At 70.5% G+C, this 14,290-nt stretch carries 17 protein-coding genes; 13 read left to right on the top strand and 4 right to left on the bottom strand.

The window, feature by feature from the left end; translation table 11 throughout:
• Positions 1 to 102: 102 nt before the first annotated feature.
• The 7 genes from sufD to ACZ561_RS28240 are packed head-to-tail and all read left to right on the top strand — an operon-like array spanning position 103 to position 4,858.
• On the top strand, positions 103 to 1,284 hold the full coding sequence (gene sufD, locus ACZ561_RS28270) for a Fe-S cluster assembly protein SufD (protein WP_376444110.1): 1,182 nt from the start codon (positions 103 to 105) through the stop codon (positions 1,282 to 1,284).
• On the top strand, positions 1,284 to 1,601 hold the full coding sequence (locus ACZ561_RS28265; RefSeq protein ID WP_329121971.1) for a bifunctional 3-phenylpropionate/cinnamic acid dioxygenase ferredoxin subunit: 318 nt from the start codon (positions 1,284 to 1,286) through the stop codon (positions 1,599 to 1,601). Before sufD ends, ACZ561_RS28265 begins: the two co-directional genes overlap by 1 nt.
• A 7-nt stretch (positions 1,602 to 1,608) precedes the next feature.
• Positions 1,609 to 2,373 (top strand): Fe-S cluster assembly ATPase SufC, encoded by a 765-nt coding sequence (gene sufC, locus ACZ561_RS28260; protein WP_352186263.1) that lies wholly within the window; start codon positions 1,609 to 1,611, stop codon positions 2,371 to 2,373.
• Positions 2,370 to 3,638: a cysteine desulfurase gene (locus tag ACZ561_RS28255; protein WP_329121975.1), complete on the top strand. Its 1,269-nt coding sequence runs from the start codon at positions 2,370 to 2,372 to the stop codon at positions 3,636 to 3,638. Before sufC ends, ACZ561_RS28255 begins: the two co-directional genes overlap by 4 nt.
• Before the next feature lie 9 nt (positions 3,639 to 3,647).
• Entirely contained in the window at positions 3,648 to 4,109 is a 462-nt protein-coding gene (sufU, locus tag ACZ561_RS28250; RefSeq protein WP_376444105.1) for a Fe-S cluster assembly sulfur transfer protein SufU, read from the top strand.
• The gene (locus ACZ561_RS28245) at positions 4,106 to 4,444 is read left to right on the top strand and encodes a metal-sulfur cluster assembly factor (RefSeq protein WP_352186260.1); all 339 of its coding nucleotides are present in this window, start codon (positions 4,106 to 4,108) and stop codon (positions 4,442 to 4,444) included. The genes sufU and ACZ561_RS28245 overlap by 4 nt, the downstream gene beginning before the upstream one ends.
• Positions 4,445 to 4,492: 48 nt before the next feature.
• Entirely contained in the window at positions 4,493 to 4,858 is a 366-nt protein-coding gene (locus ACZ561_RS28240; protein ID WP_471000024.1) for a VOC family protein, read from the top strand.
• Here the strand turns inward: ACZ561_RS28240 and ACZ561_RS28235 are convergent.
• Positions 4,848 to 5,933, bottom strand: a complete 1,086-nt coding sequence (locus ACZ561_RS28235) for a DUF7847 domain-containing protein (protein ID WP_471000022.1) — start codon at positions 5,931 to 5,933, stop codon at positions 4,848 to 4,850. The genes ACZ561_RS28240 and ACZ561_RS28235 overlap by 11 nt on opposite strands.
• Before the next feature lie 62 nt (positions 5,934 to 5,995).
• Between ACZ561_RS28235 and ACZ561_RS28230 the strand changes: the two genes are divergently transcribed.
• The 4 genes from ACZ561_RS28230 to ACZ561_RS28215 all read left to right on the top strand — a co-directional run bounded on the left by ACZ561_RS28230 (position 5,996) and on the right by ACZ561_RS28215 (position 8,393).
• Positions 5,996 to 6,316, top strand: coding sequence for a DMT family transporter (locus tag ACZ561_RS28230; protein ID WP_471000020.1), 321 nt, complete (start codon positions 5,996 to 5,998; stop codon positions 6,314 to 6,316).
• A complete protein-coding gene (locus tag ACZ561_RS28225; protein ID WP_471000018.1) occupies positions 6,316 to 6,942 on the top strand; it encodes a TetR/AcrR family transcriptional regulator in 627 nt (208 codons plus the stop codon). The genes ACZ561_RS28230 and ACZ561_RS28225 overlap by 1 nt, the downstream gene beginning before the upstream one ends.
• Positions 6,943 to 7,114: 172 nt before the next feature.
• Positions 7,115 to 8,098: a 2,3,4,5-tetrahydropyridine-2,6-dicarboxylate N-succinyltransferase gene (gene dapD, locus ACZ561_RS28220; protein ID WP_471000016.1), complete on the top strand. Its 984-nt coding sequence runs from the start codon at positions 7,115 to 7,117 to the stop codon at positions 8,096 to 8,098.
• Between the two features lie 76 nt (positions 8,099 to 8,174).
• Positions 8,175 to 8,393, top strand: coding sequence for a hypothetical protein (locus tag ACZ561_RS28215; protein WP_361592687.1), 219 nt, complete (start codon positions 8,175 to 8,177; stop codon positions 8,391 to 8,393).
• Here the strand turns inward: ACZ561_RS28215 and dapA are convergent.
• A complete protein-coding gene (gene dapA, locus ACZ561_RS28210) occupies positions 8,378 to 9,256 on the bottom strand; it encodes a 4-hydroxy-tetrahydrodipicolinate synthase (RefSeq protein WP_471000014.1) in 879 nt (292 codons plus the stop codon). The genes ACZ561_RS28215 and dapA overlap by 16 nt on opposite strands.
• Before the next feature lie 130 nt (positions 9,257 to 9,386).
• Between dapA and ACZ561_RS28205 the strand changes: the two genes are divergently transcribed.
• Positions 9,387 to 10,127 (top strand): SDR family NAD(P)-dependent oxidoreductase, encoded by a 741-nt coding sequence (locus ACZ561_RS28205; protein WP_471000012.1) that lies wholly within the window; start codon positions 9,387 to 9,389, stop codon positions 10,125 to 10,127.
• Here the strand turns inward: ACZ561_RS28205 and ACZ561_RS28200 are convergent.
• Both ACZ561_RS28200 and ACZ561_RS28195 read right to left on the bottom strand, forming a co-directional pair.
• On the bottom strand, positions 10,124 to 10,603 hold the full coding sequence (locus ACZ561_RS28200) for a GNAT family N-acetyltransferase (RefSeq protein WP_471000010.1): 480 nt from the start codon (positions 10,601 to 10,603) through the stop codon (positions 10,124 to 10,126). The two genes, ACZ561_RS28205 and ACZ561_RS28200, sit on opposite strands and share 4 nt — an antisense overlap.
• 110 nt (positions 10,604 to 10,713) lie before the next feature.
• The gene (locus tag ACZ561_RS28195) at positions 10,714 to 12,558 is read right to left on the bottom strand and encodes an endonuclease/exonuclease/phosphatase family protein (protein WP_471000008.1); all 1,845 of its coding nucleotides are present in this window, start codon (positions 12,556 to 12,558) and stop codon (positions 10,714 to 10,716) included.
• A gap of 207 nt (positions 12,559 to 12,765) precedes the next feature.
• On the opposite strand from ACZ561_RS28195, the gene ACZ561_RS28190 reads away from it, so the two are divergent.
• Positions 12,766 to 14,217: a hypothetical protein gene (locus ACZ561_RS28190; protein WP_471000006.1), complete on the top strand. Its 1,452-nt coding sequence runs from the start codon at positions 12,766 to 12,768 to the stop codon at positions 14,215 to 14,217.
• The last annotated feature ends 73 nt before the right edge of the window (positions 14,218 to 14,290 follow it).

Genomic DNA, 14,290 nt, shown 5'->3' with positions numbered 1-14,290 from the left:
TGGGCGGCGCGGCCGCGGACGGTGCCCCAGGCAGCACCGCCGCCGGCCGCCCGGCACAGGCGGGCAAGCACGACGAGGCAGGAAGAGAGCAAGACGACAGCCATGGCTGAGGCTCAGAACATCCCGGCGGGCTCCACCACCGCCGGCTCGATCGCGGTGGCCGCCGAGTCCACCGTCGCCACGCGCATGAGCGCGCCCCCGTCCTTCGACGTCGCGGACTTCCCCGTCCCGCACGGTCGCGAGGAGGAGTGGCGGTTCACGCCGCTGGAGCGTCTGCGCGGTCTGCACGACGGCACGGCGGTCGCGTCCGGCGAGGGCGTCAAGGTCGTGATCGAGGCCCCCGAGGGCGTCACCGTGGAGACCGTCGGCCGTGACGACGCGCGGCTCGGCAAGGCCGGCACGCCCGTCGACCGGGTCGCCGCCCAGGCGTACTCCTCCTTCGAGAAGGCCTCGGTCGTCACCGTCGCCAAGGAGGCCGTCCTCGACGAGCCGATCCGGATCGCCGTGCACGGCGAGGGCGGCGTCGCCTTCGGCCACCAGGTGATCGAGCTCGGCGCGTTCGCCGAGGCCGTCGTGGTCATCGACCACACCGGTGACGCGGTGCTCGCCGCCAACGTGGACTACATCCTCGGGGACGGCGCCAAGCTCACCATCGTCTCCGTCCAGGACTGGGACGAGAAGGCCGTCCACGTCGCCCAGCACAACGCGCTGGTCGGCCGCGACGCCTCCTTCAAGTCGGTCGTGGTGACCTTCGGCGGCGACGTCGTCCGCATCCACCCGCGCGTGCGGTACGCGGCCCCGGGCGGCGAGGCCGAGCTCTTCGGCCTCTACTTCACCGACGCCGGCCAGCACCAGGAGCACCGCCTCCTGGTGGACCACAACACGCCGCACTGCAAGTCCAACGTGGCCTACAAGGGCGCGCTGCAGGGTCAGGACGCCCACGCCGTCTGGATCGGCGACGTCCTCATCCAGGCCGCCGCCGAGGGCACCGACACGTACGAGCTCAACCGGAACCTGGTCCTGACGGACGGCGCCCGCGTCGACTCCGTGCCGAACCTGGAGATCGAGACCGGCGAGATCGCCGGCGCCGGTCACGCCTCGGCCACCGGCCGCTTCGACGACGAGCAGCTCTTCTACCTGATGGCCCGCGGCATCCCCGAGACCGAGGCCCGCCGCCTCGTCGTCCGCGGGTTCTTCGCCGAGCTGGTCCAGCAGATCGGTCTGCCGGACGTCCAGGAGCGCCTCATCGCCAAGATCGAGGCCGAGCTGGAGGCGTCCGTCTGATGGCCTTCGTCCGAGTCTGCGCGCTGAGCGAGCTGGAGACCGACACCCCGAAGCGGGTCGAGGTCGACGGCACGCCGGTGTCGGTCGTGCACACCGAGGGCGAGGTGTTCGCGATCAACGACATCTGCTCGCACGCCAACGTCTCCCTCTCGGAGGGCGAGGTCGAGGACTGCTCCATCGAGTGCTGGCTGCACGGCTCCAGCTTCGACCTCCGCACCGGCAAGCCGTCCGGCCTTCCCGCGACGCGCCCCGTCCCCGTATACCCCGTAAAGATCGAAGGGGACGATGTGCTCGTCTCCGTCACCCAGGAGTCCTGAGTCACCCATGGCAACGCTTGAAATCCGCGACCTGCACGTCTCCGTCGAGGCCGAGAACGGCCCCCGTGAGATCCTCAAGGGCGTCGACCTGACCGTGAAGCAGGGCGAGACCCACGCCATCATGGGCCCCAACGGCTCCGGCAAGTCGACCCTGGCGTACTCCCTCGCCGGCCACCCGAAGTACACGATCACCGGTGGCACCGTGACCCTGGACGGCGAAGACGTCCTGGAGATGTCGGTCGACGAGCGCGCCCGCGCCGGCGTCTTCCTGGCCATGCAGTACCCGGTCGAGGTCCCCGGTGTCTCGGTCTCCAACTTCCTGCGCACCTCCGCCACCGCCGTCCGCGGCGAGGCCCCCAAGCTGCGTACCTGGGTGAAGGAGGTCAAGGAGGCCATGGAGAAGCTCCAGATGGACCCGGCCTTCGCCGAGCGCAACGTCAACGAGGGCTTCTCCGGCGGTGAGAAGAAGCGCCACGAGATCCTTCAGCTGGAGCTCCTCAAGCCGAAGATCGCGATCCTCGACGAGACCGACTCCGGCCTGGACGTCGACGCGCTCCGTATCGTCTCCGAGGGCGTCAACCGCGTCCGTGAGACCGGCGAGGTCGGCACCCTGCTGATCACCCACTACACGCGCATCCTGCGCTACATCAAGCCCGACTTCGTGCACGTTTTCGCGAACGGCCGCATCGCCGAGTCCGGCGGCGCCGAGCTCGCCGACCAGCTGGAGGCCGAGGGCTACGACAAGTACGTGAAGGGTGGCGCATCCGCGTGACATCTGCCCATCAGGGGCTCTCCGGCCTCCTCGACACCGAGGCGATCCGCAAGGACTTCCCGCTCCTGGATCGCGTGGTCCACGACGGCAAGAAGATCGTGTACCTGGACTCCGCGGCGACCTCGCAGAAGCCGCGCCAGGTGCTCGACGCGCTCAACACCTACTACGAGCGCCACAACGCCAATGTCCACCGCGGCGTCTACACGGTCGCCGAGGAGGCGACGGCGCTGTACGAGGGCGCCCGTGACAAGGTCGCGGCGTTCATCAACGCGCCGAGCCGCGACGAGGTGATCTTCACCAAGAACGCCTCCGAGTCGCTCAACCTCGTGGCCAACATGCTGGGCTGGGCCGACGAGCCCTACCGCGTGGACCACGAGACCGAGATCGCCATCACGGAGATGGAGCACCACTCCAACATCGTGCCGTGGCAGCTGCTCTCGCAGCGCACCGGCGCGAAGCTGAAGTGGTTCGGCCTCACCGACGACGGTCGTCTCGACCTCTCGAACATCGAAGAGGTCATCACCGAGAAGACCAAGATCGTCTCGTTCACGCTGGTCTCGAACCTGCTGGGCACGATCAACCCGGTCGAGACGATCATCCGGCGTGCGCAGGAGGTCGGTGCGCTGGTCTGCATCGACGCCTCGCAGGCGGCCCCGCACATGGTGCTCGACGTGCAGGCGCTGCAGGCCGACTTCGTGGCCTTCACCGGCCACAAGATGGTCGGGCCGACCGGTATCGGCGTGCTGTGGGGACGGCAGGAGCTCCTGGAGGACCTGCCTCCGTTCCTCGGCGGCGGCGAGATGATCGAGACCGTCTCGATGCACTCGTCGACGTACGCGCCGGCTCCGCACAAGTTCGAGGCGGGTACGCCCCCGATCGCCCAGGCCGTCGGCCTCGGCGCGGCCGTGGACTACCTGTCGGCGATCGGCATGGAGAACATCGCGCGCCACGAGCACGCGATCACCGAGTACGCCGTCCGTCGCCTCCAGGAGGTTCCGGACTTGCGGATCATCGGCCCCACCACGGCCGAGGACCGCGGCGCGGCGATCTCCTTCGTGCTCGGCGACATCCACCCGCACGACGTGGGCCAGGTTCTCGACGAGCAGGGCATCGCGGTGCGCGTCGGCCACCACTGCGCGCGGCCGGTCTGCCTGCGGTACGGAATTCCTGCGACCACGCGAGCGTCGTTCTATCTGTACTCCACCCCGGCCGAGGTCGACGCCCTGGTCGAGGGACTTGAGCACGTACGGAACTTCTTCGGGTAGGGGCTGGTCGTGAAGCTGGATTCGATGTACCAGGACGTCATCCTGGACCATTACAAGCACCCGCATGGGCGCGGTCTTCGGGACGGCGACGCCGAGGTGCACCACGTGAACCCGACGTGCGGCGACGAGATCACGCTCCGGGTGAAGTACGACGGCTCGCGCATCGAGGACGTCAGTTACGAGGGTCAGGGCTGCTCGATCAGCCAGGCTTCGGCCTCGGTCCTGAACGAGCTGCTCGTCGGCAAGGAGCTGGCCGACGCGCAGAAGATCCAGGGCACGTTCCTGGAGCTGATGCAGTCCAAGGGTCAGATCGAGCCGGACGACGCGATGGAGGAGATCCTCGAGGACGCGGTCGCGTTCGCGGGTGTCTCCAAGTACCCGGCCCGGGTGAAGTGCGCGCTGCTCAGCTGGATGGCGTGGAAGGACGCGACGGCCCAGGCTCTGGGTGACGCGGAGAGGAAGTCGGCATGACCGAGAACGCCGAGGCCACGATGAAGCCGGCCTCCGAAGAAGAGATCCGCGAGGCGCTGTACGACGTCGTCGACCCCGAGCTGGGCATCGACGTCGTCAACCTCGGCCTGATCTACGGCATCCACATCGACGACTCCAACGTCGTCACGCTGGACATGACCCTGACGTCGGCGGCCTGTCCGCTGACCGATGTGATCGAGGACCAGGCGAAGGCCGCCACCGACGGCATCGCCAGCGAGCTGAAGATCAACTGGGTCTGGATGCCGCCGTGGGGTCCGGACAAGATCACGGACGACGGTCGCGAGCAGCTGCGCGCGCTCGGCTTCAACGTCTGACCGTTTCGCGCTTTCGAACGGCCATGCCCGCCAGGCAGACTGGCGGGCATGGCCGTTCGCATGTATCAACTCACCGTCGACTCCCACGACCTGCCCGCCCAGGCCCGGTTCTGGTCGCAGGTGCTGGACTGGCAGATCCTCTTCGAGGCAGAGGACGAGATCGTCATCGGTGCCGACGCCACCGCCATGCCGGGGATGTGCTTCGTTCCCGTGTCCGAGACCAAGTCCGTCAAGAACCGGCTGCACATCGACCTGACGCCCGACGACCGGGACGCCGAGGTCGAGAGGATCCTCGGCCTCGGGGCCCGGCGCGTCGACGTCGGTCAGGGTGAGGACGTCACCTGGGTCGTCCTCGCCGACCCCGAGGGGAACGAGTTCTGCGTGCTGCGCCCGAAGAAATCCCTCACCGACTGAACGGAGGCGGCTCGGCCGCCGCCTCGACGAGGGCCGGGGCGAGGTTCTCCTTGCGGATGCGCTGGTCGACGTAGACGAGACCGGTGACCAGGGGCGGGAAGACCGAGCAGACGGCCTGCGCCACCATCGAGCCGAGGACGACGATCACCAGGACCGGTACGAAGGCCAGCAGTACCTCGCTGGCGGAGTCCGCGCCGGACGGCTCCGTGAACGTGCCGGGGAGAGTGACCAGCAGGCCGAGGACCTGCTGGATCAGCCAGTTCGCCACCGCGGCCAGGATGCCCGCGACCAGCAGCGCGCCGAAGATCCGCCACCACGAACCGCTGACCAGCCGGCTGGAGCGGCGCATCGAGGCCACCGCGCCCTGCCCCTCGAAGACCGCGACGGAGGGCGCCAGGCTGAGCTTCACCCAGATCCAGGTGGCCAGCGGCATGACCGCCAGGGCGACGAGGAAGGCGACGACGCTCAGGCCGGGCGAGATGTCCGTCGAGCCCGAACCGGTGCTCGCGTTCGACGCGGCCGAGAAGAGGGCCACCATGAAGCCGACCATGGCCAGCATGAAGAGGGCGATGGGGACCATGATGATCAGCGTGGTCAGGATGACCGTGCCCACCACCGCGGGCATCCGCGACCACGCGCGGCGCCAGACCGTGCCGAAGGTCGTGCGACGGCCGAGGACCGCCTCCTGGAGGACCGCCGGGCACGCCGCGTAGACGACGGCGCTCGCGACCAGCATCGCGACCATGGCGATCAGCCACACACAGCCGAAGGCGATCAGCAGCGGCCGGCCGTCCTCCCAGCTGGGGTCCTGTCCGCGCGGCAGATCGAAGATCCCGGGCAGATGGTCGGAGACCAGGGCGAACCCGATGCCGAGGGCCGCGGCGGCCAGCAGCAGGGCCCCGCCGTACGCGACCGCGGCGACACCGAACAGCTGCTTCCAGTAACGCCCGATGGTGGTGAAGGCGCCGGTCAGGAGCTGGCTGAGACTCAGCGGCGCGAGGGGTATCACGCCGGGCTGCGGCGGAGGCGGCGGGGGAGCGTAGCCGTAGTCGTACGGCCCCGGGGCGTATGTCATGCGCACACCGTAGCCGGAGCGGTTGTGTACGCCCGTACATATCGTTATGTACACTCGTACGCATGGGATACGGACTGCTGGCGGGAGCCATCACCGCGGAGATCGTCGCCACGGTCTCCATGAAGTACAGCGAGGGCTTCTCGAAGATCTGGCCCTCGATCGTCACGGCGACGGGCTATGTGATCGCCTTCGCGCTGCTCGCCCAGGCGCTCAAGACCCTCCAGGTCGGCACCGCGTACGCGATCTGGTCCGGCGTGGGCACCGCGGCGGTCGCCGTCATCGGCATCCTCTTCATGAACGAGACCCTCAGCGTCGCCAAGGTCGCCGGAGTGCTCCTGATCATCGCGGGGGTCCTCGTGCTCAACATGGGCGGAGCGCACTGATGGCCCGCCCCCGCCGTCACGATCCCGAGCGGCGGCAGCGGATCGTCGACGCCGCGTTGCGGGTGGTCGGCGCCCGTGGCATCGAGGGGCTGAGCCACCGTACGGTCGCCGCGGAGGCCGACGTCCCGCTCGGCTCCACGACGTACCACTTCGCCTCCCTCGACGAACTGCTCGTCGCCGCGCTCCGGCAGGCCAACGAGGGGTTCGGGCGGGAACTGCGCGAGAGCGGCGCGCTGGCCGACCCCGGGACCGACCTCGCGGGCGAGCTCGCCCGGCACATGGGGGAGTGGATCGCCGGGGAACGGGCCGGGGTGGAGCTGGAGTACGAGCTCTACCTCGCCGCCCTGCGCCGCCCCGCGCTGCGACCGGTCGCGGCGGAGTGGACGGACGCCGTCGCCGAGGTCCTCTCCCGGCGGACGGACCCGGTGACCGCCCGCGCCCTGGTCGCCCTCATGGACGGCATCTGCCTCCAGGTCCTGCTGACGAACGGGACGTACGACGAGGGGTATGCGCGCGAGATGCTGGCGCGCCTCCTGCCGGAGGGGCGGGAGAAGGGCGCCGCGCCCGGAGGCGGCGCCGAGGGGGCCGGCCGGCCCCCTCGGGCCGAGCGGCGGGGGGCGGGGTGATCCGCCACTCGGCGTGGCCGGTCCCGGCCGGTTTCGGCGGGGCGTGGTCTCCGACCGCGGCCGGGTGATCCGACGAGGGGCGTGGCGCAGGGGTTGTCGGTTCCGCCAGGCGGCTCGACCGACACCTGAGACCGGTTGGCCCGCGCGGGGCCCCGAACGTTAGGTTTTCCGCATGACCACTGCTCCTCGCACCACCGGCGCCGTCGCCGCCGGCCTCGCCACCATCGCCGGTGACGGCACCGTTCTCGACACCTGGTTCCCCGCCCCCGAGCTGACCGACGCGCCCGGGCCCGCCGGAACCGAGCGGCTCACCCCCGACGCCGCCGTCAACGCCCTCGGTGAGGGCGCCGCCAAGGCCCTCGGCGTGGACGCCCGCCGTGGCGTCGAGGTGGTCGCCGTCCGCACCGTCATCTCCTCGCTCGACGACAAGCCGCTCGACGCCCACGACGCGTACCTGCGCCTGCACCTGCTGAGCCACCGGCTCGTCAAGCCGCACGGCCAGAGCCTCGACGGCGTCTTCGGCCTGCTCGCCAACGTCGCCTGGACCTCGCTCGGCCCGGTCGCCGTCGACGACATCGAGAAGGTCCGTCTCAACGCGCGCGCGGAGGGCCTGCACCTCCAGGTGACCTCCATCGACAAGTTCCCGCGGATGACCGACTACGTCGTCCCCGCCGGCGTCCGCATCGCCGACGCCGACCGCGTCCGCCTCGGCGCGCACCTCGCCGCCGGTACGACCGTCATGCACGAGGGATTCGTCAACTTCAACGCCGGCACGCTGGGCACCTCGATGGTCGAGGGCCGCATCTCCGCGGGCGTCGTGGTCGGTGACGGGTCCGACATCGGTGGCGGCGCCTCCACCATGGGCACCCTCTCCGGCGGCGGCAACGTCATCATCTCCATCGGCGAGCGCTGCCTGATCGGCGCCGAGGCGGGCGTCGGCATCGCGCTCGGCGACGAGTGCGTCGTCGAGGCCGGTCTGTACGTCACCGCCGGTACGCGCGTCACGATGCCGGACGGCGCGATCGTCAAGGCCCGTGAGCTCTCCGGGGGCGACAACATCCTCTTCCGCCGCAACTCGGTGACCGGAGCCGTCGAGGCCCGCCCGAACAACGCGGTGTGGGGAGGGCTCAACGAGATCCTCCACAGTCACAACTGAGTCGTGACCTGCTCGTGTGACGCTGCGTTAACGGTACGACGTTGAGTCACACGAGCAGACAAGGCGAGGAGTCGACATGAGGACGAGGCCCACCATCGTCGGAGCGCTGACCGTGGCGGCGGTGCTCCTTCCGGCCGCGGCCGCCTCCGCGGACGAGACGCACACGCGGACGCACAACGGCCCGTACGTCTCGAACGGGCCCAGCCTCACCCTCCACACCGGTCAGATCGACGACCCGCTGGAGGACGTCCTCGAGCACGCGGCGCTCTTCGGCACCACCTACGTGTTCGACTGAACCAGATCCTCGTACGCCGCCCGCAGCCCGTCGACCGTCTCCAGGTCGGCGGGCTGCAGCGGTTCCCGGACGAAGTCGCCGAGGAGCGCCTTCGCCGTCACCGTGCCCGGCAGGCCGGAGGCCATCATCAGCTCGGAGAGCGGCATGGTGAGCGCGTTGAGCCGGGTCGCTCCGGCCGTGTCCCCCGCGTCGAAGGCGTCGAGGACGGCTCGCATCTGACGCGGCGCGACATTGGCCACCGTGCTGACGTAGCCGGCGCCGCCCACCGCGTACAGCGGGAGGTTGAGCTCCTCGGAGCCGGAGTAGTACGCGAGGGACGTCCGGGCAATCACCTTGGTGGAGCCGAGCAGGTCGTAGGCGCAGTCCTTGACCGCGACGATCCTCGGGTGGGCGGCCAGCCGCAACATCGTCTCCGGCTCGATCCGGGTGCCGGTGCGGCCGGGGATGTCGTAGAGCATGACCGGCAGATCGGTCGCGTCCGCGACCCTGAGGAAGTGCGCCTCGACGGCGTCCTGCGGAGGGCGGCTGTAGTACGGGGTGACGACCAGGAGTCCGTCCGCGCCCGCCTTCTCGGCCTGGCGCGCCAGCTCGACCGTGTGCCGGGTGTCGGAGGTGCCGACGCCCGCGAGGACCGAAGGGCCGGGGCCGACGGCCTCGCGGACGGCCTGGATCAGGGTCGCCTTCTCGGCGTCCGTGGTGGTGGGGGACTCACCGGTGGTGCCGTTGAGGACGAGACCGTCGCAGCCCTCGGACACCAGATGGGCGGCGTGCTCGCGGGCGACGTCGAGATCCAGCTCGCCGGAGGCGGTGAAGGGCGTGATCATCGCGCAGAGGGCCCGGCCGAAGGGGCGTTCAGTGCTCATCAAGAGATTCTGCGGGGCGCGATGCTGAAGGTCCACTTAGTTCTTCTTGGGGTGAGGGGTAAGCATCCCTGAAGGATGGGTCTCTGACATGATCTCCCTGCGCGACAGGAGGACATGGAGAGAGAACATCATGAGCGAACAACGTGTCGCCCTGGTCACCGGCTCGTCCTCGGGCATCGGCGCCTCCGTCGCCCGTCGCCTCGCCGACTCGGGGATCCGGGTCGTCGTCAACTCCGCGCGGTCCGTGGACGCCGGCAAGGCCCTCGCAGCCGAACTGCCCGACGCCGTCTACGTCCAGGCCGACGTCTCCGACGAGGCCCAGGCGACGGCTCTCGTCGCTGCCGCGGTGGAGGCGTACGGGCGGCTGGACATCCTGGTCAACTGCGCGGGCACCACGAGGTTCATCCCGCACGACGACCTCGACGCGGCCTCGCCCGACGTCTGGCGGCACCTCTACGACGTCAACGTCATCGGGGTCTGGCAGACCATCACCGCCGCCGTCCCCCACCTTCGGGCGAACGGCGCGGGCAGCGTAGTGACCATCTCCTCGCAGGCCGGCGTCCGCCCCGGCGGCAGCTCCATCCCGTACGCGGTCTCCAAGGCGGCCGTCAACCACATGACGAAGCTGCTCGCCAAGACGCTCGGCCCGGACGTCCGGGTCAACGCGGTCGCCCCGGGCTTCATCGACACCCCCTGGTTCGACGGGGTCGAGGGCGCGGACGAGGCCAAGGCCCATGTGGCGGGTGCGGTGCCGCTACGGCGGGTGGGAGAGCCCGAGGACATCGCTCGCGCCGTCTTCGACCTCACCAACGCCTCGTACATCACCGGCGAGGTCCTGCTCGTCGACGGCGGAGGCCACCCGCTCGGCTAGGGCCTGTCCGGCGAATGAGGGTCGGTCAGGCCCTGGAGCGCGAGCTTGAAGCCGTCGTGGCTGCGCGCGAAGCCCAGCGAGGCGTAGAAACGGTGGGCCTCGGTCCGTTCCTTGTTGCTGGTCAGCTGGACGAGCGCGCAGCCCCGTGCGCGAGCCCGCTCCACCGCGCGCCCCATCAGCTCCCGGCCGAGCCCACCGCCACGCCGGTCCGCCCGGACCCGCACGGCCTCGATCAGCGCCCGCTCGGCCCCGCCCTTCCCGAGACCGGGAATGTACGTCGCCTGCAGACACCCCACGACCAGTTCCCCGTCGACGAGCACCAGCAATTCGTTGCGGGGGTCGCCCTCGATGTCCGCGAAGGCCCGCTCGTACGCCGGCGTGACGACGACCGAGGCGGGGTCCACGGCCGTCTCCTCGTCGGCGAGAAGCGCGAGGACGGCGGGCAGTTCGGCGCGGGTGGCGGGGCGAAGGATCACACGGGGCAGTCTTCCACGGGCCATCGGGCGTCCGGTGGGTGGCGGGTGCTCGCCCGACCACGCGGAACACGCCCGCGCCGAGGCTCGGCGCGGGCGTGCGGTGGGGGGTGCTACGGGCGGAAGCGCAGCACCTGCGGGTCGTGGTCGCTGTTCTGGTCCGCGAACTCCGCGTTGATGTGGACGCTGTCGTACTCGAAGTGGCCGATTCCCGGGCTCGTCAGGATCTGGTCGAGAACCTGGCTGTTGCCCTGGAAGACGTACGAGTAGCGCTCGCTGCGCGGCAGCGACTTCACGGCCGGGTAGAGCGCCCCGTCGGCCGTCAGCGCCTTCGTCGTCTCCGAGAACTCGAAGTCGTTGATGTCGCCGAGGACCAGGACATCGGCGTTCTTCTCGATCGCGAGGACGTCCTTGACGAAGGCGTTGACGGACTGCGCCTGCAGGAGGCGCTTGGCCTCGGAGGAACGGTTCGGCGGCTGGCGGTGCGCGACCAGCGACTCGTCACCGCCCTTGGAGCCGAAGTGGTTGGCGATCACGAAGACCGTACGGCCACGGAAGGTGAACTCGCCCGCCAGCGGCTTGCGGCTGTTCTCCCACGCGGTGTTCGCCGGGTCGATCCGGCCGGGGGAGAGGGTCAGCGCGGCACGGCCCTTCGCGCCGCGGACCACGCCGGTCGCCGTCGCCGCGTCGCCACCCGTGCGGTCGGTGAAGGAGACCCGCTCCGGGTTGAAGAGGAAGACCTGGCGGATGTTGCCGCCGGGCTCGCCGCCGTCCTTGTTGTTCTCCGGGTCGACCGAGCGCCACTCGTACGCCGGGCCGCCCGCGGCCACGATCGCGTCCGTGAACTTCTTCAGCGTCTGGTCGGCCGCGACCGTACCGTCGTTCTTGGCACCGTTGTTGTCCTGGATCTCCTCCAGGGCGAGGATGTCGGGCGAGGCGAGGTTGTCCACCACGGCCGCGGCCAGCGCGTCGAACTTCTCCTGCGGGTCGGACGGGTCGAGGTTCTCGACGTTGTACGTCGCGACCGCCAGCTCGTTCTTGTGCTGCCTGTCCGTGCTCTCGCGCTCCAGGCCGCGGTCGACGACCGTGCCCAGGGTGCGCGCGGTCAGCGTGTAGCCGCCGAACTGGTTGAAGTCCAGCGGGCCCTCGGTCGTGCCGGAGAGCACGTCGCCGACGTTCGCCTTGGGGAAGGGCTGCTGCGCGATCGGCGTCAGCGACTGGATCTGGAGCCGGCCGGTGTTCTGCGAGGTGTACGAGCCGTACACCGTGCCGCCGCGCCAGTTGCGGTTCTCCCACGGCTTCACCGTGACCCACAGCTCGGAGTACGGGTCGGTGGCGCCCACCACGCGCGAGGTGCCGACACGGACGTTGGTGCCCTCCAGCGACTCGTAGTAGTCCAGGGCGTACCGCTGCGGCTGCAGGGTGAGGCCGTTGATGGAACCGCCGGCCGCCGGGTCGCCCTCCGGGGTGTACGCGGACGGGACGGACCAGGCCGAGATCGTCACGGGAGCCGGGACCGGGTTGCCGGAGGAGACCACGGTGACGGTGGGCTTGGAGAGCTGCGTCAGCGACTGGTTGCCGGAGTTCAGGCCGCCGGGGACGTACTCGCCGACCGTGCCGTTCACGCTGACCGCGTCGCCGACGGCGACGGTCGGCACCGAGCTCGTGAAGACGAAGAGGCCCTCGCTGGTGGCCGGGTTGTCGTCGGCCTGCGGGTCCTGGATCCAGAATCCGCGCGAACCGTACGTCCGGACACCGGTCACGATGCCCGTGACGCCGGTGACCTGCTGGCCGACGAGGGGCGAGACCCGGGTCGTGCCCTGGATGTCGTGGACGCGGACGGCGGCTGTGTCCGCCGTGGTCTCCGCCGAGGCGGAGGAGCCCGCGAGGAGTCCGGCCGCGAGCGCGGCCGATACGACGGCGGCCACAGCCGCGGATCTCGGTATGGAGGAAGGCATCAAGGAGCTCCGGAGACGCTTGGAGAAACGGTCGATGTATCTACGCGCGTCAATCTCTTGGCTGAGCGGGGGACTTGTCAAGGGTCGACGGGTGTACGAAGGCTGACGGCTCCGTGAACCGGAGGCCCACCCGGGAAATGCGTCTACCCTGAAGGCCGTTCGCCAGCACCGTCGCCCCCGACGCGCCCTTCGAGGAGAAGACCCCAGATGGCACCGGACCGTCCCACTCTGCCCCCCGTTCAGCTGCACTCGGACGCGGAGCTGGCACGGGCCGCTCTGGCCGCCCCCCTCCTGGCCCGGGCGGCACGCCTCGCCCGCTGGGCGGGCCCGGAGACCCTGGTCGACGCGGGCGGGGAGCTCGTCGACGAACAACTGCCCGCCGCCGCCGGGGTGCTGGGGCTCGAAGCGGACGAGGACGGCGCCGCGTACGCGAGCGAGGCGTGGCGGCTGGCCGTCGACACGGGACTCGTGGACGTCGAGGACGGCGACGACGACACCCCCGGCACCGTCAGCACCGGAGCGAACCTCGCCGTCCTCACCGGCGGTGCGCCCCTCGACATCCTCGGGATCTGGCTCGACGGTCTGGACGTGGTGTTCGCCGACGCCACCGCGCCCGTGCTCGACGACCTCGCCGAGGTCATCGGCGAGGACGGCGAGATCGACTTCGAGCTCCTCGACTGGAACCCGGAGGAGGAGGCCGAGTTCCTGGAGGGCGTGCTCGGCAACCTGTACCTGCTGACGGTCGGCGAGGGCGGCCCGGGCGAGGGCGCGGTACCCCTGCCGGCACTCGCCGCGTCGATGATCGTCCCGGACGACATGGGCGAGCCGACCGACGACGTACTGGAGCAGGTCTCCGAGGCGATGATGCGCCTCGACGACCAGTTCCGTCTCCTGGAGCCGATCGGGCTCGTCGAGTACCAGCCCGTCGACGAGGCGCTGATGGTCGAGGAGGGCGAGGAGCCCGCCCCGCAGATCGACGAGGTCGACGACGAGGACGTCACCCGGTACGGGATGGTCAGGCTGACCCCGCTCGGACTCTACGGCGTACGGGCCCGGATGCTGGAGGCGGGCGTGGACGCGCCGGCCGTCGGTGAACTGGCCGACAAGGGCGCGGACGTGCTCCTCGACGGGCTCGCCGTCTACCCCGAGGCCGCGGCGCGCGCCGAGACGGTGGGCTGGCTGGCCGGGCGGGACGAGGTGACCGCCGCACGCGAGCTGCTCGGTGCGGCGCGCGGCGTCGACGCCGGCTCGCCACTGCGCCGCCTCCACTGCCAGCAGGCGCTCTCCCTGGTGGGCGTGGCGGCGGAGCCCGCGGTGCGAGAGGTGCTGGACGACGCGGAACTGGGCGGGCTCGCCCGGGTCTGGCTGGCGGAGCGTGGTGCGTCGGACGTTCCGGCGCCGCCGGAGTCGATGATCTTCTGGCTGGCGATCGACACGATCGCGGCGCAGCTCGACGCGGCCGGTGACCTGGAGGAGCTCCGGGACCTGATCGAGGGCCTGACGGGCCGGCACGGCGGCTTCTTCGACGCGGCGTGGCGGGTCGAGCACCCGGCGACCGCGGAGGTCCTGGAGGCGATGGGCCGTCTGCACCGCGACAAGGGCGCGGCGAAGGAGGCCCGCAAGGCGGCGTTCAAGGCGAGGTCGCGGTCGGGGAACTGACACGCGGGGGCACCGGCTCCGAGACCGCCGCGGGCACCGGCTCCGAGACCGCCGCGGGCGGCGGGGCCTCGGC

The organism is Streptomyces sp. NPDC039609 (assembly GCF_055596705.1).
This window is presented reverse-complemented; position numbering and strand designations above follow the sequence as displayed.